17 protein-coding genes and 1 CRISPR repeat array are annotated in these 20,500 nt (G+C 27.5%); all 17 genes read right to left on the bottom strand.

What is annotated here, in order from left to right:
* Nucleotides 1-5 precede the first annotated feature (5 nt).
* Nucleotides 6-1,142 (bottom strand): hypothetical protein, encoded by a 1,137-nt coding sequence (locus tag A3M9_RS0112695; RefSeq protein WP_027309506.1) that lies wholly within the window; start codon nucleotides 1,140-1,142, stop codon nucleotides 6-8.
* A gap of 242 nt (nucleotides 1,143-1,384) precedes the next feature.
* Nucleotides 1,385-2,191, bottom strand: coding sequence for a hypothetical protein (locus A3M9_RS0112690; RefSeq protein WP_027309505.1), 807 nt, complete (start codon nucleotides 2,189-2,191; stop codon nucleotides 1,385-1,387).
* A 232-nt stretch (nucleotides 2,192-2,423) separates the two neighbouring features.
* Nucleotides 2,424-2,846: direct repeats of the CRISPR family, unit length 36 nt; unit sequence TATCCATCCCTTCAAACAGGTCATATTCTTTTCTAC.
* A 282-nt stretch (nucleotides 2,847-3,128) separates the two neighbouring features.
* The gene (locus A3M9_RS0112680) at nucleotides 3,129-5,252 is read right to left on the bottom strand and encodes a reverse transcriptase domain-containing protein (protein WP_198011978.1); all 2,124 of its coding nucleotides are present in this window, start codon (nucleotides 5,250-5,252) and stop codon (nucleotides 3,129-3,131) included.
* An 11-nt stretch (nucleotides 5,253-5,263) separates the two neighbouring features.
* Complete coding sequence (gene cas2, locus A3M9_RS14015; protein WP_035166758.1) at nucleotides 5,264-5,578, bottom strand: CRISPR-associated endonuclease Cas2; 315 nt, start codon at nucleotides 5,576-5,578, stop codon at nucleotides 5,264-5,266.
* Nucleotides 5,575-6,504, bottom strand: coding sequence for a CRISPR-associated endonuclease Cas1 (cas1, locus tag A3M9_RS14010; protein WP_051350748.1), 930 nt, complete (start codon nucleotides 6,502-6,504; stop codon nucleotides 5,575-5,577). Before cas1 ends, cas2 begins: the two co-directional genes overlap by 4 nt.
* Nucleotides 6,505-6,561: 57 nt before the next feature.
* Entirely contained in the window at nucleotides 6,562-7,752 is a 1,191-nt protein-coding gene (locus A3M9_RS0112665; RefSeq protein ID WP_027309503.1) for a J domain-containing protein, read from the bottom strand.
* Nucleotides 7,753-8,730, bottom strand: a complete 978-nt coding sequence (locus tag A3M9_RS0112660; RefSeq protein WP_027309502.1) for a tol-pal system YbgF family protein — start codon at nucleotides 8,728-8,730, stop codon at nucleotides 7,753-7,755. It abuts the gene before it with no gap.
* Between the two features lie 11 nt (nucleotides 8,731-8,741).
* On the bottom strand, nucleotides 8,742-10,463 hold the full coding sequence (locus tag A3M9_RS0112655; protein ID WP_027309501.1) for an Hsp70 family protein: 1,722 nt from the start codon (nucleotides 10,461-10,463) through the stop codon (nucleotides 8,742-8,744).
* Nucleotides 10,464-11,000 carry a nucleotide exchange factor GrpE gene (grpE, locus tag A3M9_RS0112650; protein ID WP_027309500.1) on the bottom strand — a complete coding sequence of 179 codons (537 nt, stop codon included), beginning with the start codon at nucleotides 10,998-11,000 and terminating at the stop codon, nucleotides 10,464-10,466. It lies immediately after the preceding gene.
* A 160-nt stretch (nucleotides 11,001-11,160) separates the two neighbouring features.
* Nucleotides 11,161-12,267 (bottom strand): hypothetical protein, encoded by a 1,107-nt coding sequence (locus A3M9_RS0112645; RefSeq protein WP_027309499.1) that lies wholly within the window; start codon nucleotides 12,265-12,267, stop codon nucleotides 11,161-11,163.
* Nucleotides 12,257-13,141 (bottom strand): hypothetical protein, encoded by an 885-nt coding sequence (locus tag A3M9_RS0112640; protein ID WP_027309498.1) that lies wholly within the window; start codon nucleotides 13,139-13,141, stop codon nucleotides 12,257-12,259. The genes A3M9_RS0112645 and A3M9_RS0112640 overlap by 11 nt, the downstream gene beginning before the upstream one ends.
* Before the next feature lies 1 nt (nucleotide 13,142).
* Nucleotides 13,143-14,141: a WYL domain-containing protein gene (locus A3M9_RS0112635; RefSeq protein WP_027309497.1), complete on the bottom strand. Its 999-nt coding sequence runs from the start codon at nucleotides 14,139-14,141 to the stop codon at nucleotides 13,143-13,145.
* Entirely contained in the window at nucleotides 14,134-15,294 is a 1,161-nt protein-coding gene (locus A3M9_RS0112630) for a YafY family protein (RefSeq protein WP_027309496.1), read from the bottom strand. Before A3M9_RS0112630 ends, A3M9_RS0112635 begins: the two co-directional genes overlap by 8 nt.
* Nucleotides 15,295-15,329: 35 nt before the next feature.
* On the bottom strand, nucleotides 15,330-16,241 hold the full coding sequence (cas6, locus tag A3M9_RS0112625; protein ID WP_027309495.1) for a CRISPR system precrRNA processing endoribonuclease RAMP protein Cas6: 912 nt from the start codon (nucleotides 16,239-16,241) through the stop codon (nucleotides 15,330-15,332).
* Nucleotides 16,242-16,449: 208 nt separating this feature from the next.
* The gene (locus A3M9_RS0112620; RefSeq protein ID WP_027309494.1) at nucleotides 16,450-17,121 is read right to left on the bottom strand and encodes a hypothetical protein; all 672 of its coding nucleotides are present in this window, start codon (nucleotides 17,119-17,121) and stop codon (nucleotides 16,450-16,452) included.
* A gap of 16 nt (nucleotides 17,122-17,137) precedes the next feature.
* Nucleotides 17,138-19,711, bottom strand: a complete 2,574-nt coding sequence (locus tag A3M9_RS0112615; protein WP_027309493.1) for a UvrD-helicase domain-containing protein — start codon at nucleotides 19,709-19,711, stop codon at nucleotides 17,138-17,140.
* 207 nt (nucleotides 19,712-19,918) lie between these two features.
* Entirely contained in the window at nucleotides 19,919-20,188 is a 270-nt protein-coding gene (locus tag A3M9_RS0112610; RefSeq protein ID WP_027309492.1) for a hypothetical protein, read from the bottom strand.
* Between the last annotated feature and the right edge of the window lie 312 nt (nucleotides 20,189-20,500).

The following is a 20,500-nucleotide window of genomic DNA, read 5'->3' as shown; positions in this document are numbered from 1 at the left end:
CTCCTTTACACTTCAATCATAGGGTTTATAATATGTTCATCTTTGTATTTCCAACCTGGGAATATTACCTTTTTATAGCCTGGTGAGTATGCTCCCATATCCTTATTTAGTCTATATTTTGTTCCTATTTCATCTGCCTGCAAATCGATAATTCCAAGTAGATTGCTATTATCAGCATAAACATCAAGCTTTTCAAGGGCTCTAAATAGATTTTTTATATAAAGCTTTATATCGTTTATATCATACTCTGCATCCATAAATGACCACATATAAAGTCTGTCTAAAACAAGTCCAAAACTTTTTTCATTTAATGTATTAATTAACTCTGCTACTATGTTCTTCTTTTGCTCATCTAATGCCCTGTTTAAGTCCTCAATTTTTTTGTTTAATCTTTTGTATTCTATTTCAAATAGGTTTAATCTCTCCTTTAATTCCTCTATCTCTATATCTTTGTTAGTATCTTGTTCTACTTCATTTTCTTGATTTTTACCTACTTCTTGTTCATTAACTTCAATATTTCCTTTATTAGCTTCATCCACTGCAGGAACGTTATTTTCTTTACGCAAATCGATTATCTTTTCTTTAGCATTTTCTAAAAATTGATTTATATGATTTTCATAATTCTTAAACCATACCCTTAGTCTTTTAAAATATTCTTCGTTTTCAGCATTAAAAATATATCTATTTATTATTCTTTTAATATATCCATCTCGTACTTGTTCATCTAATTCAACAACTAAGTCATTAATATATTCCAAAACTTTCTCAACTGTCACATCATTAGCATTTTCTGAGTCAATAATAGCTTTTTTAATTGCTGTATCAATCAATATGTACTCTAAACTTTTGGCGTCTAATTCGTTCTTTTTATATCTTACATTTCCAAATTTAGTAATAAATAAATAATCCTCTACAACCTTTCTATCAAATTCAAATTTATCCTCAAACAATGTACTCCAATTTTTCTCAATATTGTCTATAATCTTCCCATTTTCTAAGGTTCCTATATCTATCAATACATCTATTCTTGGAATGGCAGACTTACAATACTTTTTAATAATTTCTCTTACAACATCTTTTCTATTTTCTCTAAAATTCCTGTTTCCACTATTTTCTCTCCTTGTTCTCTCTTCTCTTTGCATTAATCATCCCTCCGTACTTGATTATTTATAATTTTAAGCAAGTATTATATAGTTTTTATTGCATAATATAAGCAATAAATTAATTTAAGCTCAAGATGTATATTTTAAAAAAATATAACAAACACACCTAATAATATTCTACAAATTTTTTAAAACTCCTTTATATTTATTAACTTTTTTAAATATAAGGGAATTTTATATAATAAAAAGACATCAACTCGTAAAGAGCTGATGTCTTTTTATTATGCAACAACTATAACCGCAAAATTTGTAGCTGCTTCGTAACATATATTACATAGAGTATTATAAACGTGGTGTATTATAATAGCTTTATATATAGCTTTAACATCATTTACTACAAAGCTTGATACTTCTTCATCTGAAAGAGGAATATAAATTTTACTTACACTCTGGTTAACGTACCTTTCTACCTTCTTGTCAATCATCCTATTTGTATATATTAGCTTTTCTAAGTTTGTTATTATACCGCTATTTTGAAGCATTAAGAGTACACTTACTATATCGATTATTTTTTTATCTCCTGAATAATCATACACATTTTCCTTTTGCATTTTAAGTTCAAGTCCCTTATATTTCTCAATTGCCTTTTCATTTATTTTTACGTTGCCTGTAAGTATCTTTTTTATGTCAGATGCTTTTATTTCTTTTTCAGAATTAATTGTTTCTATTGCAGCTAAGAATTTTATAAACATATTGTATGCTTCCTTGGATAATGTCCTTTTACCCTTATAATTTGCATTTAATTTAATAGTAAAAATCTTTTTGCTTAGATTCTCATATGCTCCAAATCCCTTTATACCCTTTAGATATTCAGCTTCTTCTTTAATCTTTTCCTTTAGGGTATTTGTAAAATTTGGAGAGAGATTGTAATTTAAAGATACAGCATCAACAAACCTGTTTATTTTGTCAATGTCTCTTTTGGCTATAATCTCCTCTAATTTTCTAATCTCCTGTACATTTAATGGGAGATTTAAAAGAAGAAGTTTTTTTACATTATTCCAAGATTTTAATTTAAATTTTAATACCATAAAACAAAACCTCCTATAGAATATTTTCTAAAAATGGACGCACTTATAGTGCGAAACCATTCAAATTTTAAAAATATATTATTCTATAGGAGTGCTAAACTCACAATATTTATTTTGTTTTCATTTTACTATAGAATTTATTTCCTGTCAATACAATTTTATAAAATAATTTATCAACAAATGAAAAGCCAAGCATTCTCAATGCTTGGCTTATAAAAATATTAAATTTAGTTATCCATCCCTTCAAACAGGTCATATTCTTTTCTACCAGTCAAATGTTGGATCTAGAAAGAGCCGTGTAAAGAATAGTGACAATCCCTTCAAACAGGTCATATTCTTTTCTACACAAGAAGGCATTCTATGTTGCTTATTGCAACGGCAGATTATCCATCCCTTCAAACAGGTCATATTCTTTTCTACACTACAAGAAAGCAATAAGAGCTCAAAAGGCTAAGAGCAAGGCTATCCATCCCTTCAAACAGGTCATATTCTTTTCTACATAAGACACTTCTCTCAATACTCCACAGATAAGTGGAGCCACTATCCATCCCTTCAAACAGGTCATATTCTTTTCTACGTATATCCTGGCTGCTGATGCCCGCAAGGCAGGAGACAGAGCTATCCATCCCTTCAAACAGGTCATATTCTTTTCTACAGCACCCTTTTTGAAGCCTTGAAAAATCTGGGCTGAAGGAGGCTATTTTCAAAACCCCTAAAAAAGTTGTTAATTTAGCAGTTAAATTAAGTCTTATACAGAGTATGTATAAAAGCTTTAATGTACTCTACCCATTGGAATATCTAATTTTAATAAGGTTTCAAAAAACCCCCCTATGTATAAGGGGTCAAATAGGTTTTCGTATACAAACTCTGTATACAAAAACCTATTATTTACATATATTATATTCTTAATAATTTCATATGTCAAATATGTAAAACACTAAAAGTCTATTTCTACAACCCAACTAATATTTCCATTTTTATTTACTCGCTTTAATTTTCCTATTTCAATAGTAATTTCATCTGTATTCATTATATTGAAAACATTATTTAGTTTCTTTTCAATACTTTTTATCTTCTTATCTAATTCTTCCCTCTCAGCTTTTAGTTCATTTAATTCTTTAAAGAAACTTTTAGCCTTTATTATAAGAGCCTGATTTGAAAAAGAAGAAGCATCTGAATGTAATATTGGTGTTGGATAAAAACCATCTGTTATTTCAAATTTACAATCACATACATCAACATAATTAGTATCTTTTAAATACTCCCTAATCTTTTTACAAGATATTGGTCTTTCAGGTGCTCTTGAAATATATTTTTCAGTTATATTATAGCTATAATTGTCTAAGTTAGACATATAAAAATGTAAAAATTCTATACTTTTGTCTATGAAAACAAAGTTATACAAAAGTATTAACCTATCAAAATGACTAAGACTTCTCTTATTAAGTCCTAAAAATATAATCCTTTTTATTACTTCACAATTTTTAATTACCTTATAAGCCTCTGGGTATTTTTCCTTTATATTTTCTATCCATTCAGAAGACTTTTCTATTTCCAATATAAATGTGTTTTTTACAACATCAGATATATCATCCAAATCTAAAAATGTACTCCTTTTTTTAGTTGTAGGATGTATGCCTAATGGCAATTTAATACAGTTTTCTGTCTCGACTAAAACAGTCTCCCTTGGTTTGATTTCAACAATACAATTTTTAACATCTACATTTTTTATAATTTCTTCAGCTAATTTGTTTAATATTTTCACACTATAAAAATCATCGAAAAATACCCAAACGTGATATCCTTTTTTTCCACTAAACTCTATGTACCCTGTATATCCTTTATCTTTTAAAGTTATTTTTATATCCTTTCCAATGTTATAAGCCTCTTCTAAATTATCTTTGCAATCTATATCAAAAACCAAAATATTACTTGTACCATTTATCTTATCTAATTTAATGGATACTATTATATTTCCATTTAAATGTTGTTTTATTATATTATCTTCAATCTTATTATTTATTTTTAAATACTCGTTTAATTTTTCATCAAAAACATAATAAAAATTATTACCATTATCAAATATACATCTAAATTTAGAAAAATACTCTAATTTTGCTTTAACTTCAAGATATAATTCTTCAAATCTTGTAGCTGCACTAAATTGATTTTGTTCAACCAATTCCTCTATAACTTGTTCTTTTTCTTTATGTTTCGAAACTACTTCTATTAATTTTGCAAATTCTATTCCCAAAGTTTTTTCTGCATTATTTATTATTTTTTCAATGATATTAGAACTGATTGTATTAAAATCTATTTTTGTTATTAGTTCAATAAATCTTTGCTTATTACAATGCTTTATACTATTTACAAGACCAATAAAATCGTCACTATCTTCCGCAAAATACCCTCTTGCATCTATTTCATTTATTTTTTTATTATCCATATATTTCATCACCTTACATTCAGAAATATTGATAACGTACCCTAAAAAATCAAAACTATCTCCCTTTGTTATTATTTTTGTCTTGGAACTTGATAATTTTAAATCCAATAAATTTAACTTTTCGCTAATTATATCCAATATATTTTTATTACATAAAAACAGCATATCATCACAAAATCTAAAATATTTTACTCCTTTACAATTTGAAAAATATTCATCAAAATCTATCAAATAAATATTAGATAAAATAGGACTTAATGGACTACCTAAGGCTATTCCTCTATTTTTTAATATCAGTTGTTCATCAATTAGTATTTTCTTAATCTTGTTTATGTAATAATTTTCTAATTTACTTTTTTCTAATATTTTAATTAGCTTGTCTATATTTATAGAACCAAAATAATCCTCAATATCACATTTTATTACGTATTCGAATTTATTCACATTATTTATAACATCTTTTATTGCATCTCTTGCAGATCTACCTTTTATAAATGAATAGACACACTTATTAAAAATAAATGTTTTTTCTAATTTCTCTTTTAACTTTATTCTTTCAATCTTTTCTTTTTCATCATAAATAATGATTTTTCTTTGTTTATTTTTTCTAAACAAACTAAAACATTTCATATAATAAACTTATCCTTTTTATCCCCCTTGCCATAATCATAAATTAATCTCTTATTTATACAGCCTTCACACATATAATATATTCGTATGCTTTTGGTAAGCTCATCCACATTACCCGCATTATAGGCATATGTTATATAACTTCTATATAGTTTTTCAATATCCTTCAACATCTTATTATGAACATCTTGAGGTAATTCAAACTCAAAGAGGCTATATTGCACCCTTTGAGCATAATTTTCTAAAATCTTACTTAACCTATTTCTATATCTATTATTAGTAATATCATATGCAACAATTCCCTTTATCACTTTCTCATCATAGGCTTAAAATCACCCTCACCTAAAATATACTTTCTTATTTGCAAAACTTGTTCCTTTATATCTTCATCTATTTTAGTAGATTCTGTTCTAAACTTACTTATATACTTTCTAAATGCAGTATCAGTTAGAAATATTCCTTCTTCCCTTTTTTCAAAATCTTCTATAACTATTTCTTTGCGTCTTAATATCTTTAATACAAATGAATCACAAAAATATTGTCTAAATGGCTCTATCAAATCGAGTGCTAATGACTCTCTACCATATTTAATACTATGTAAAAAACCTATATTACCATCAAGTCCACTCCTGTCTAATTCTGATATCAATTTATTTAATAAAAGCATATAGGTTAAACTTAACAATGCATTCACTTCATCCTTTGGTGGCCTTCTATTTCTTCCATCAAAAACAAAATTACTGGGTATTAAAGATTTAAAATTATCAAAATATATTTTACTTGCAATTCCCTCATACCCCATTATATTTTCTACATCCTTTGCAGTATCTATTTTCTTCATTTGCTCTAATAAATTCATTTCGCTAATATTATATTTTTTTAAAAGCATATATTGATTCCAAATCTTTGCCTTTACTATTTTCTTTGCAATATCTATTCTTTTTAGCTTGTCCTTCCATACTTCATATTGTGATAACTTAAGGTATATATTTTTTGAATTAATGCTTGATACCTTCCCCTTCAATTTACCTGTATAAGATAAAAAAAGAACATCAACACCATATTCAAAAGCCAAATTTAAAGCCTGTGAGGTGATCTGTTGATTGCCAAATAGCAGAATTTTATCTATCTTAAAGACCGGAATGCTGTCTATTTTTAATCCTCCCTTTGTTATTAAAATTTGTTGATCAAGTTTTTTTAAAGTACACCCTTGTTCTATTACATATAAATCCTCCATAAAATCACCCAAATTTTCTAATCAGCTCAACAATAAAAATTTGTCGAGCTGATTTTTTTAATCTTTCTTTGCAAAATATAAAATCACAAAAAACAATATAATGCCAACTGGCCCTATGCTTGCTAAAAATAAAAACAAAATAATCCATCCCCAGGGAACATTATCTGAACTGCTATTTTGAATTTTTTTATTCTCATTATTTAATGTATATATAGAACTGTTTGTATTTGATGTAGATTGTACATTTTTATTTTCATTATTTACATAAGACTTTGTTTCTTTTGGTGTAATATCCCTCTTTTCATTTAAATTTTGTTTTTCATATTCTTTATTTTCTTTATTGCTATTCTTAAATAGAATATCTTTTAAAAATTCATATCTTTCCTTTGCACCCTTATCCTTTGTAATAAAATAAAGAATCTTCCAGCAATAGTACAAACCAAATATTAATTCCGTTTCATCATAAAACTTCAATTCATTTATAATTTGATTAATTAGATATGCTTTTATTTCTTCCCTTTCCTCTGCTGATTCAATTAACTCTTTAACATATATTCCTACTCTACCTTCACATTCATTAATTGATGTTTGAGTTATTGCATTATGTTTTATTAACAATAATCTATAGTCTATTAAATTAAAATCATTAAGTTCAAGCTTTGACATATCACTTAATATTCTATTTGCTTCTGTTTTTTTATTTTCAAATATATAAATAAAATATAACTTTTCATATATGTAAAAATCCTTTTCTATCTCTAATGCCTTTTTAAAATAAAACTCTGCTCTTTCAAGATTTTTTATAACTTCAAAGCATACGCCTAACATAAAATAAATTAAAGCGGAATTGTTTATATAATTAAGTGCCTTTTGCAAAATCTCCATTGCTTCTTCTATTCGCCCATCCTTAGAATAGACCTCTGCTAATTTTACCCATATTCTTTCATCATCTGGTTTTATTAAAGTCATCCTTTTTAATTTACCTACTGCTTCTTCATACTCCTCTAACTCAATTAACTCCTCTACTTCCTGAAGGGTTTCTAAAAATTCATCTCCATATTCTAATTGAAAATCGTACTCCCTTCTCTTTTCAGGATTACTTAATATTTCATATGCCTCCCTTATTCTTTTAAAATTTTCCTCATCCCTTTCAGGATGATATTTTCTTAAAAGTCTTGCATAGGCCTTTTTAATTTCTTCTGAAGACGCCCCTTTTTTTATTTGTAAAATTTCATAGTAGTTTTGCATCTAAATTCCACCACCTATTATTCTTTTTATCTTATTGTTAAAGAAAATACTCCTTCTATCAATCATATTTGCATATTCTTTTGCCTCAACTTGTCCCTTTTCGTACAATAAAAAAACTAAGTCATAAAGTGCCTCATCATAATAACATCCATATTTAAATTCTCTTACATATTCCTTATAATAGACTACAGCGTCATCTCTTTTTAAATTTTTAGAAACCTTTGCTAATAAAAACAAAGTATGTTGCTTTATATAACTATTACTTGTAAATTCATAGGCAAGTTTAAAATAATTATATGCCTCATCATATCGTTTATTTTTATACATCTTTAATCCATTCTTATAAAGACTACTTTCCAATTGACTTCCAAACACATCTTTTAACCTTTTAGAAGAATCATCTTCTACATATTTATAAACTATCTGCTTCTCCTGTGGTAAGTCCCTATAAACAACTTCTGTTTTTGAGTTTGATTTTACTATATAAGCACCAACTAATACTGATGGAATAATTGATGATGTAAATAATAGACTCTTTATTTTAAAGTTTAGATGTTGTATATATTTATCAAAATCAATATCAAAACCTAAAGATTTTATCTCCTCATTAACCCTTCTAAATTCTTTAAATCTTCTACGTTTAAAAAGACATATCATAAAAAGCTTAAAACCACTTATTGTCATAAGTCCTTTATTGTAGTAAAACTCTAATATCTTCTGTGCATATCTATAATCTTTTTTATTTGCTAACTCTAATGCTCTATTAAAATCCTTTATATATTCCTTTATTAACCAAAACTCTTTTAAATATTTTTTTGCAAATTCATCTCCATTTGCATCAAAATTGAAATTCAAAATTGCATATGCCTCTTCAAAATACTCATAAAAGATTAATAATACACCTGCAGCATTCAAAGCTGCAGGGTTTTCTTTATCCTTTATTAAATTTAAAATTCTATTATAGCTTTTGGAGTCCATATTATCTCCCCCTAATCTATATCAAAAAGTAGGTCTATTATTTCTCCTTCAATTTCATTTGCCATATACTCATCATCTTGTATTATGTATTGTTTTAGTTCATTTAATAGTCTCATTAGCTCTTTCTTAATTTCAGATTCACCTAATGTATTCAACCTCTTTTCTGCACCTTCAATTGTCATTTTATACTTTTTATATAGATTACACTCCTTATAATTATCTAAAACAGCAGCTACTTCATTTTGAACTACATCCTGCATATTAATTGCTCTTTTTATTTCTATTTGTCTTCTATGTCCTGTACTTAAAACCTCTGCTACGGCTTTTATATTTCCATTTATATCGTAGCTATATTCAATTTTAATAGCTTCTTCTCCCTTTGGTCTTGCAGGTATATTGTCTAACATAAACTGTCCAATCAATGTTGCATCCTTTGCCCATATACAGTTATTATCTAATGTTTGATATATATCTATATTCATTTCTGTTTGATAATCTATAGCAGTTGTATATATTTGACTTCTTGTTATAGGAACTGTTGAATTTCTTTCTATTATAGTGCTTAAAATTCCTGCAACTTCCATTCCATTTACCTCTGTTACGCAAGAAGTTCCTAAATTAAACGGACAAACATCCGTTATAACTAAGCTATTTTCCTCTGATATCACACCTGCTTTAATTGCTGCTTGAATTGCCGCACCCATACATACAGCTTCATCTGGATTTATTTCAGTTCTTATATTCTTATTTAATTTATTCTTCACATAATTTCTTACAACAGGAATTCTAGTGGTTCCTCCAACCATTAGAACAAAATCTATATCTTCATAAGTTAATCCCTTATCCTTTAGTGCTTTATCTATAACAACCCCAGATTTTTCAACCAAATCCATAACTTCATCTTCAAATTCCCTTCTTGTTATATTTATCTGTGTATTAACTAACTTCCCATTTAAAACTATGTTTTCTAAAGTTACTGTAGTTTCATTCACAAAGGAAAGATCTATCTTTGCCCTTTCAGCAGCCTCCTTAAGCTTGGATAAAACTATCAAGTTATTCCTATCTAAATTAACTCCATTTTTTTTATAAACTTTTCTTGTTATAATATTCATCATCTTTTCATCAAAATCTTTTCCACCAAGCTTTGTGTCCCCATAGGATGTTTCAACATCTAATATTCCTTCAAACATCTTTAATACAGTTACATCTAATGTTCCACCACCAAAATCATAAACAAGAACACGCATATCCTTGTCCATATTTTTTATGCCAAAGGCCATAGCTGCTGCTGTTGGTTCATTTATAATTCTTTCACATTTTAAACCTGCAATTTTTGCAGCAAGCATAGTGGCTTGTCTTTGGTTATCATCAAAATTTGCTGGAACAGTTATAACTGCCTCTTCTATTGTTTCGTTTAGATATTCCTCTGCACATCCTTTTAAATAACCCAGCAAAAGTGCTGATACTTCCTCAGGTCTATATTCTCTCCCACCAAGCTTTACACTTTCATCTGTTCCCATAAGCCTTTTAAATTCTCTAACAGTATCCTGCGGTCTGCCTAAGTATTGGCTTTTTGCATCCTCACCAAATATCATCTCTCCATCTGTGCTTATACCTACATAGGATGGAGTTATTCTGTTTCCCTTATCATTTGGTATAACGATTACCTTACCATCTTTATAAACTGCTATTTCACTTGTTGATGTTCCTAAATCTATTCCTATTACCGCCATCTATATTTCCTCCTTATTTAAATTTGTTATTACCTGAGCCTTTCTTATTATTTCTCCTTTAAAATTAATACCAACCTTTAATACATCTAATATTATTTCATTTCCAAAACCAGTCACCTCCTGAGTTGCTATTATTTCGTGTAGTTTTGTTTGATATTTTTGATTTTTAGGATTGTCTATAAATATACCTACTTTTTTCATTTCAACCTCAATCTTTTCCAAAATACTTTGTATATAATCTAAGATTTCTGGAGATTGTTCTTTAGAAAACCTATGCATTTCCCAAATAAAATCAAATATTCTTATATATCCCTTAACCATTTCATTTATTTGATTTGTATGTTCCTTTAATTTTTCATTTAAGTTAGATATCTCATCAAGTTTGTAGTAAATTGTGTCAGTCTTTTGTATGTTTTTCTTTATCATTTTAGATATTTCTGCACTTTCTCTAAGGGATGCATTTAATTGAAATATTGAAGCCTCTTCTTCATCAAAACTTAACTGTGATATTTTATACAGTTCACTTAATATATCCAAATTTGTCACCTCCCACATTTTTAATTAAACCACCATCTGAAAATATTTTTATTGCACAAGTTGTTTTAAATAAAAAAATAGCCCCATAACTGGAGCTATCAATCCCTTCAAGCAGGTCACATTAATTTCTATATATGTTAAACACAGTTTCAAATGAACTTTACCCTAAAGCCTCCTCAATCAATCCCATATGTGTTTCATAGGAAATGATTATTTCATTAATTTCCTCAAAATCTGTTTCAAAATAAAGATTCTTTATGCTATCTAAATAGTAGTTGGCAATTGCATCATTTATAAATCCAAAATAATCATATATGCAGTATCCGTTTAAATCCTCAAACCTCTCTTCATCTATTAAATACAGTATCTGCCTCCTATATTCTCTAAATACCTCTTCAACCTGCTTTATTAACCTTTCCTTAGCCTTTTCCTTATTTGAAATTCCAGAAAAAACAACCGCTATTGCTGTAAATATAGCAATAGGTGGAAAAACATTGGCAAGTGCATAGGTTAGCGTATGCCAACCTGCTGCAAGACCAAGCGTTCCTACTACAGCTGATGTTATTCCTGTTATAAATATCTGACCTGTAGAGTCAATTTGAAATTTTATTTTGTTTTCTTTTATTTTGTTTATTATTTTTTTATCCCTTTCGTATAAGGCATTTATATGGAAATTTATTTTTTTATTCCATTCATCTAAAATAAAATTAAATGTCTGTTCTAAAATATTATTTAGATTGTTTGCAACATCCTTCTGCTCCATATTTTCATCAAGCAGTCTCTCTAATAACATTCTATTATCAAAATCCTTAACATCTATGCTTTTATTTATATTTGCCATTTCAAAGGTTTTATTTAAAATATTCTTACCCTTGTTTAAAACTACTGCACCCTTAGAGGCTACATCCTTTAATCCTTGATACCATACAAACTCTCTGTTTATTTGCTCAATAATTTTATCCCTCCTCTCCTTTAAAAAAGCATCTATCCTTTGCATCATAAAAAGGGAGGCTTCTTGGTGTATCTCTTTTGATAGTCTCATTATCTCTCTTTCTCTAAGTCCTAAGTCCACCAATATCTTTCTATAATGGTTTATTGATTCAAGGCATATAATCTTTTGTTTATAGAGCTCTATCTTTTTCTCATATTCGTTTGAATTATATATTTTACCTATAGATTCTCTAAACTGGTTTTCTACTACCTCAAAGGTTTCTCTGTCTAACTCTTTAAAGGAATCAAGTTTTAAAATTCTATCATCAATATTCATATTTTAAATCACCCTCTAAATTAATATCCTTTGCCTTTAATATATATTTTTTCAAAAGGTCACCAGATGTTTTTATCTTTTCATAGGCCTTATCAGGTTTTTCTATTGCATATCTTACTGCAACTGTTGCACCAATTGACGCAATGCAAGAAATCCACATAGGGCCACCAATCAAACTTGATACTGCAATTGAAGTGCCTGATATAATTGCACCTTTTCCCGCTGACTTTAATGTCTGTATCTTTTGATCAGAATCCTTAACTACATTTATGAGTTTGTAGGCTGCAAATGGAAAAAGTATTGGATTTAGGGCAGAAATTGAGGATATTAGATAGGCTGCAGATAGTTCTGATAGCCTTTCTTCATCCTTTGTTTTAGAAAAAAACATAAGAGAAGATATGCCTAATAGCCCTCCTACAAGTTCTGGCCCATTAAATGTCAAGGCATCCTTCAGCATAGTCTTTGAAATTCCAAATTTCTTAGCTATTTCTGCAAGCTTATTAAACTCATCTGGTGTAAAGCTTATAAATGGGTTTATTCCTGACACTGACATAGAGTCTCTAAAGAGGTGTTCTGTTGCCTCAGAAAGCTCCTTAAAGAAAGAATCATCCTCCGATACATCCTTTACAGCCCTTAATGCTCCAAAGATGGTATGCTGACCATCTACCAAATGGTGAAGGCCTGAACCACCAACACGGGTCAAATTATATACACTGTCTATGGCTCTATCATAGGCATCAAAATTTTTATTAAAATACCCTGCAAAAAGATGTGCTATTAAGTCCTCCTGGGCTGTTAAAACTGTGTTTAAATTATATGATTTATTCTTTAAACTCTCACCTAATTCAAATCTTTCCCTTATTAATCTATCCATATTAACCTTCCCCATTATATATTTTTAACCAATCTTCAAGCCTATTTTTAAACTCATCCCTCAAATCTTTTGGTTCTAATATTATGCAGGAGGGGCCAAGTGTCCTTACCCATCTTTTAAAAAGGTTTAAGTCATATACCTTCGTTTTTATATCTATATATCCTTGTCCATTATCAATTTCAATTATATTTCTTCTTGATAAATGCCTAATTGCTCTATCCTTTGCATTTTTCTCATCAAATACTCTTATTTTAACAACTTTATATCTTACCTTATAGCCTTTATTTACTCTAAAGCACCTATCTAAAACTTCAATATTTTGTATATTGTCTAACCTAATATGATTTATTCCCCTTTTAAAATATTCTAAGTACCAATTATCCGTATCATTATCATACACAAGACACAATGGGGATACAAATTCTATGCTTCTTTCTGCTTTTATTATATTAATTTTTCTTCTATTGTTTATTGCACCAAATATTTTATTTATAAGTTCTATGTCTATATTAAATATATCGTTATAGTGCTTGACTAATCTTCTATCCTTTAAAATGGTGTATTCACTTATAAATTCAGCATCCAGTTTGCTTGTTATCTTGTCCTTAATATTCTTTATAAACTGCTTATCACTGTCCTTTAGAAGTTCATACAAGCAAAATCTCTCGTATCTATTTAATATATCAATACTCTTTATATTATCAATCCATATTTCAATCGTGGTATTTTCGGTAATTAACTGCCTACACTTATCTAAACATATATCTTCATCATCTGAACAATATAGCTCGTCCAATGCTCTATCCAATTCATTTCCTTCCTCATCATAGAGCTTAATTTCCCAAAAGCCTAAAACCTTTGCCATTGCCTTTAAATCAAATGCAACTATGTCCTTTATAACATCTACATCTAACTCTAATTCTTCAGAAAGTTCTTTTATTGTTTTTGCCCCCTTATATAAAGAAGCTATAACCTTAAGCATAATGCTCAATTTATCCATTCATATCATACCTTTCTAATGTTTCTTTTATCTCATTATATATTTCATCCCTTAATTTTACTGGCTCTACCACATAGGCACTTTTTCCAAAACCCATAACCCAATTTTTAAACTCTTTAAAACCAACTACCCTATCCTTTAATATATATCTATTTTCTTCTTCTACAATCCTTGCTGTTTGCCTCTTTTTTGTGTATCTATCTAACTTTCTTTTTATAAATGAGTATTTTTCAAAATGAACCTCTACATCAAAGGGATTTTCTATGCTTATTCCAAAGTTATATTTAAAATCTTCTTTATTAAATTCAGAAAGTCCACCATCAACAACATCAATATCTACAATTTTATCGATTCTATATATACTGTAGTTTTTATTTTTTTCAACTAAATAATATAAATCCTTATCTTCAGAATATATTATTCCTGCTGGTTTTACATTTATTTCCTTTGTTCTTGTCTTAAATCTATATTTTATATTAAGTGACTTATTTTTTAATATTGCTTCCTCTATCTGCTTAACTACAAAGCTATCATAGTAGCTTATCCTTTTTCTTTTTGGGATAACTCTTATACAAGAATTTTCTATGTTTAATTTTCTTGATATCTTATCTGCTATTAAATCTAATACATATCCCTTATAATAAAAATGCTTCATTACTTCTAAATAGATATATAAATTTTGAAGTTCTTGTTCTGTTAAAATATCTAATAGATTATCTGCTGCTTTAATTTTGCCATTTTCCTCAACTATATAACCTCTATCAATTAGCTGTTTTATCATAGATTGAACAAGAGCTGGAGCTTCATTAAACAACATATTTACTTCTTCTACAAATCTTTTTCTTTTTACTGCATATTTTTTCCTTGATAGATGTTCGAGTATAGTTACCATTTTAAAATCGCTATAGTTTAATTTATAATCAATATTCACAACATTTTTAGGTAATTCTTCAACAACATACTTTCCCTTTACAGTGCTTATCTTGTACCCCAATTCATTAAACTCCTTAACAAAATCCTGTATTCTCCTCTTTTTAAAACCAAACATATCCCCTATTTCTTCTGCAGAATACTTGTTAGAGTTTGTTATCAAAAAATATAAAATCCTTGATTTTACAATACCTAAACTCTCATCATCTCTTCTTTGCCTCATATTTTCCTCCTTTTAAAATAGCTAAAGCAAATGCTTTAGCTATTTATAATATACTTACCTAACCCAAAGGTTGTATTTTTCCCTATATGTACAAGTTCACAGGCTATTAATAAATCCTTTATTAACTCTACATTTTCATTAAACTTTATTGTTCCTAAAACACCTCCTAAAGACATCTTAGTTTTTTGTCTATTTGAATATCTTTTATTTTCTGTCCAGTATAAATTAGTTGATTCTATAAAGTTATCCACATTATCAACATCAATATCTACTGTTTTACCACTAACTGCATTCAATATAGCTATTCTTCTTTGCAAAGCTATTATTAAATCTTTACTATTTATTTCATCTGTTAATTTTCCTTGTTTTACAAATCTTAATGGCAAGATGAATTCTATTCCATCTATTGAACTTAATTCTCTTTTTCTTTTTTGTACATAATCTAATACTGTACTTGGTTTTATGTTTTCTTTAAAAAGTACACCATCTTTAAATATCGGCTTATTTTCTTCATTTAATACTTCTAAAAGACTAAATTTTAGTCTGTTTTTACCAAGTCCAGTTTTACCTAAAGCATCAAAGGCATATATAATGTGTCCACCATAATTAAAAATGTTGTTAAACAAAAGAACTGAAAACTCTAAAATATCCTCTTGAAAAAACTCTTCCCTAAAATCAATACATTCTATAACCAATCCTGAATGTGAAGTTTGAACATTTTTCATAAAAGGAAGATTTGTTTCTATTTTAGGTGACAATATCCCATTTACAGCACATCTTTCATTTAGTAGACAGTTGTTACAATTTGGTTTATCCTCTAAGCAAAATTTTTTCATTAAAACTTGTCCCATTCCACCCCTTAGGGCCGACATCTTGTATTTAGGTAACTTTCCGCACTTTTCAAATTTAATTCTAAAATTTAATTTCATATACTTTATATCAAACATCAAACCACTCCAAACATTTTTCTTTTAATTACTATTTTCTACAAAAGTATATTAATTCCTTTAAATTAATATAAAATATTTTTGAAATTTGTCAAAAATGCCTCAAAAGAGTAGTACATTAAATATTTTAGAGGCATTATAAAATTGGAATTAATAGTAAAAGACTATGAATTAGGGATTCATAGTCTTCTGATGCAATTCTTTTAAATTAAGTTGTTTGTTTTGAATTATCAATCTTTATTATCTCTACATTTTTTATTTTTTTTAAAATTTCTTCTTCTTTAAGCTTTTTTAATCTTTGTTCTTCCTGATATTTTTCAACATACTGAATTAGTTTATCCATTGTAGTTGCTCTTCTATTCATTATTTCTATTAATTCCTCAATTTTTTTGCCTCTATTTTCCATATTTTTATATAGCACAATATTCTTTTTTAAAAAATCACTCAATACATTATTTATATTATCAATACTTTGCTCCATCTTTTCAGTCAATTTATTTATTCTTACCTCTAATAGATCTATTTTTTTGTCCAAATCAGTATAAATATTCTCTGCTTTATTTATTTTTTCTTCTACAATAGAATCTGTTTCTTTATTTAATCTTTGAAGCTTTTCTAAATTTTCTTGGCTCAACGAACTCAAATCTTCAAAACTTCTATTTAAGTTTTCAGGGAAATTATCTATTTTATTTATAATACTCCTCAATAAGTCAAGTGTTTCTTTAGTTTCCTTATAAAGTTTAAGTTGTTTTAGGGAATCATTTAATCCTTCTAATACATAATTAAATTTTTCAAAGGAATCAGAAATCGACATAACTTCTTCTTGTGTCTTTTCAAAGGTATCTAATAGTCTTAAAATATTATCTTCTTTTGTATTCATTTTTACCCCCACCTTCTTATGATAATAAGCCTATCCAAGTTCTTATAGATTCTAATCTTTCTCTTGTTATAAAAGACATCGTTCTTGCAAAATTACTTGCTGCATCTGAAAATTCTTCTATTCCATATTCCTTTATCATTTCTACTATATCTCTCATAACTTTATAAAGATCAACCTTATGAGCCTTCACATAATTATCTATAATCTTAAACTTTAATTCGCTTGCATATAAACCAGATAAAAGCATAGCTTTTACAACTTTAAAATGATTTTGTGCTTCACCATAATATCTTTCTGCATCTTTAAATTCGTGCATTAATAAAAGTCTATCTCCTGTAACTTCATATCCATCTTCATCAGCCTTACTTTTTACAAAACACCTTTGATATTCGTGCTCATAGTTTTTCTCTTTAAATATATCCATAGCCATTTGGAAAAGTCCATATTCTTCATATTCTAACGCTTTTCTATACATACTATCTAACGAAGATTTTTCAAAATCTTTAATTTCATCTTTTAAATCACTTATTTCAACACAATAGCTAATTATTTCTTTTATAATATTCATATCCAAATCATCTTCTAATATGTATAGATTAGTCCTTGCTCTTGTTATTGCAACGTAAAATAAATTAAAGTAATACCTATACTTTGAATCGTGCTTACCTAATCCATCTAATATATCTTGCCAATAATTTTTGTACTCTGATAATATATTGTAGCAAAAAACAACGTCAAACTCTAAACCTTTAGATTCTTGAACTGTAAAAACATTTACACCCGTTTTATATTTTTCTTCAATTTGTAACTTTATATCATCATTTGGCACAATTAGTACAGCATAATCTGTTTCTCTAATAAAATCTAATATTAATTTTAAATTTTCTTCATTTGATTTTGTTATTCTTGGATATCTTCCTTCTCGTATACTTACTTCAATAATATCATCACTTAAAAAGCCTATATATTTTCTTCTAATCTCAGTCATCTTATTTGCTAATCTTACAATTCCATCATAGCTCCTATAATTTTTTGACAACGTAACCTTTTCTGGATTTATCATATTCTTTATTAAACCATTTTCTAAACGTCCAAAATTAAAAAAGGTTGGATTTACAATTTGATGTACATCTCCGCCTAAAAATATGTTACTTTTATCCTTTAATAATTCAATTAACATTAATATTTGTAACTCCGTTAAATCTTGAATTTCATCAACTAAAATATAATCATATTTTTCAATTTCATTGTTTTTAATTTTTTTAAGAACTAATATAGCCAAATCATTTTCATCATAATATCCATTTTCATCTAACCAAGCTTGGTATTTTAAAGATAAGTCATATATATAATTCTTTTCATCTTCATTAAAAATAGAATAATCTGCTGGTAAACTCAAATATGTTTCTCTCTTTATCATTTTATCTATAAAATTATAATTTAAAAAATAATTTCTCAATTTTTCTATTTCCTGTATTAATTCCTGATTTTTATAACCCTTATCACAATAGTGCTGAATTATTTCTTGTATTGAAGATTCATTTATTTTGTACACATTATTATTTTTAGAAATAAAGCCATCACTAATTAAAGTCTCCATAGTCTCCTTTTTTAATATGTCTTTAGGTATTATACCATCTCTATTCCAATTTATACCCATAATTCCTTTTATTACACCTTTCAACTCAGTCCAAAAATCAATTGGGTGGATATAGTTTTTTGTATATTTAACAACATTATTGGTATACCATTTTTCAAATTTTTTGTAGGTTACTATTTTATCTTTACTTATGCCTAAAGTATTAATACAAAACCTTAGCAATTCATAAAACTCAACATCTGCTATAAACTCATCTGGTTTTATATTTTCAAAGATAATATTAGCACTTTCTTTTAGCTTATTTGTATAAGTAAAATATGCTATTTTATAGTTTGTGTTTTTATAACCAAAGAGCTTATATATCAAAACAGTTGTTTTTCCAGAACCTGCACTTCCCTTTAATATGGTTGTTCTATCATTTTTTACACATTTGTACTGTTCCCTATTTAAATAATATTTATATGTTTTTTTGTTTATTGATTCAATTAATTTTACATCTTCTTTGTTAATTAGTTTCAAATAATCCTCGTCATCTAAAACTATTGAAATTTCATCTTCAATGTAAAATTTATATTTTTCATCTGATATATTATCTTCATAAATATCCTCAATTTCTTCTTCATCTTCTTCTAATAAATCTACCGCATATTCTTTATACGCCATATTATTAACATTTATATTTTTTGCAACTCTCTCCTGTTCATCGTGTTTACACAAATCTATCAATACTATTGCATTCTTATAATCGTCTACAATATCATCTATTTCTTTACCATATGTATAAAGTACTCTTTCATTTAAATTTATTCTATACTTATAAATATTGGTATCTTTCCCTAATGCTTTAAACTTTTTATGATCTGCCCCTTTTGCTACATCATTCAAAAAGTTTTCTTGTTTAGCTTTTGCCATATCATATATCTTTTTTATTTTCTTTGTATCAGACTCTTCTTGTAATTTTTTCATCATTCTTTCTGTAACTAATATCATTTATTATTCCTCCATACATTATCTTCATCAAATTTTTTATAAAGTATGGCATATAAAATTTAAACTTTATGTATTTGTTAGTTATAAGATATGTTACTGCATTTATTACTGTTCAATTAATGATTTCTACATAAATGTAATAATTCCTTTATGTATTAGATAAAATATTTTCGAAATATGTATAAAAAAGACCCTATTGGGTCTTTTTTAATTTAAACCATATATTTCATCATAAAAATCTATTTCGTTTAAAAGTGTATATAGTGAATCCTCATATTCTTCTTCAGTCAATGAAAACATTTCTTCATAACTTCTATTCCAATATTGACTATTTATGTCGAATTCATAATTTCTACAATTAACTATTTCTAACTTAACATCTTCTACCCAGGATGAAAGTGCACTATTTTTGAGTGTATAATTTAACATATTGCTAAATGAGCATATGTTCCTATGTATACAATCTCTACACATCATATTATCAACCTCCCGAAAGATTATATCTTTATTATACGGAGGGTTGATATTACTTTTATTGCACAAAAATACCTCGCTAAAGCGAGGACTCCAATCCCTTATAGGTAGGCTATAAACTCAATATGTTCAACTATAAGTGCAGAAGATACTATGTTTCAATCCCTTATAGGTAGGCTATAAACATTGCTGCTATCAAATTCAAAGTACTCCTGCAAAAAGTTTCAATCCCTTATAGGTAGGCTATAAACCTTCTGAAGAAAGAAGATTTTTAGATAGACCTTTAAAGTTTCAATCCCTTATAGGTAGGCTATA

Source organism: Caloramator sp. ALD01 (assembly GCF_000472625.1).
Classification (GTDB): Bacteria; Bacillota; Clostridia; order Clostridiales; family Caloramatoraceae; genus Thermobrachium; species Thermobrachium proteoclasticum.
Note: the sequence above shows the minus strand (reverse complement) of the source record. Positions and strands in the feature narration are given on the sequence as shown.

Bases quoted from the DNA above. Each gene is read 5' to 3' on its own strand.
- A3M9_RS0112690 (WP_027309505.1), bottom strand. From the start codon at position 2,191: ATGGTATTAAAATTTAAATTAAAATCTTGGAATAATGTAAAAAAACTT.
- A3M9_RS0112655 (WP_027309501.1), bottom strand. From the start codon at position 10,463: ATGGCGGTAATAGGAATAGATTTAGGAACATCAACAAGTGAAATAGCA.
- A3M9_RS0112640 (WP_027309498.1), bottom strand. From the start codon at position 13,141: ATGGATAGATTAATAAGGGAAAGATTTGAATTAGGTGAGAGTTTAAAG.
- A3M9_RS0112635 (WP_027309497.1), bottom strand. From the start codon at position 14,141: ATGGATAAATTGAGCATTATGCTTAAGGTTATAGCTTCTTTATATAAG.
- A3M9_RS0112620 (WP_027309494.1), bottom strand. From the start codon at position 17,121: ATGAATACAAAAGAAGATAATATTTTAAGACTATTAGATACCTTTGAA.
- A3M9_RS0112630 (WP_027309496.1), bottom strand. From the start codon at position 15,294: ATGAGGCAAAGAAGAGATGATGAGAGTTTAGGTATTGTAAAATCAAGG.
- cas1 (WP_051350748.1), bottom strand. From the start codon at position 6,504: ATGGAGGATTTATATGTAATAGAACAAGGGTGTACTTTAAAAAAACTT.
- A3M9_RS0112645 (WP_027309499.1), bottom strand. From the start codon at position 12,267: ATGAATATTGATGATAGAATTTTAAAACTTGATTCCTTTAAAGAGTTA.
- cas6 (WP_027309495.1), bottom strand. From the start codon at position 16,241: ATGTTTGATATAAAGTATATGAAATTAAATTTTAGAATTAAATTTGAA.
- A3M9_RS0112695 (WP_027309506.1), bottom strand. From the start codon at position 1,142: ATGCAAAGAGAAGAGAGAACAAGGAGAGAAAATAGTGGAAACAGGAAT.
- A3M9_RS0112610 (WP_027309492.1), bottom strand. From the start codon at position 20,188: ATGATGTGTAGAGATTGTATACATAGGAACATATGCTCATTTAGCAAT.
- A3M9_RS0112660 (WP_027309502.1), bottom strand. From the start codon at position 8,730: ATGGACTCCAAAAGCTATAATAGAATTTTAAATTTAATAAAGGATAAA.
- A3M9_RS0112665 (WP_027309503.1), bottom strand. From the start codon at position 7,752: ATGCAAAACTACTATGAAATTTTACAAATAAAAAAAGGGGCGTCTTCA.
- A3M9_RS0112615 (WP_027309493.1), bottom strand. From the start codon at position 19,711: ATGATATTAGTTACAGAAAGAATGATGAAAAAATTACAAGAAGAGTCT.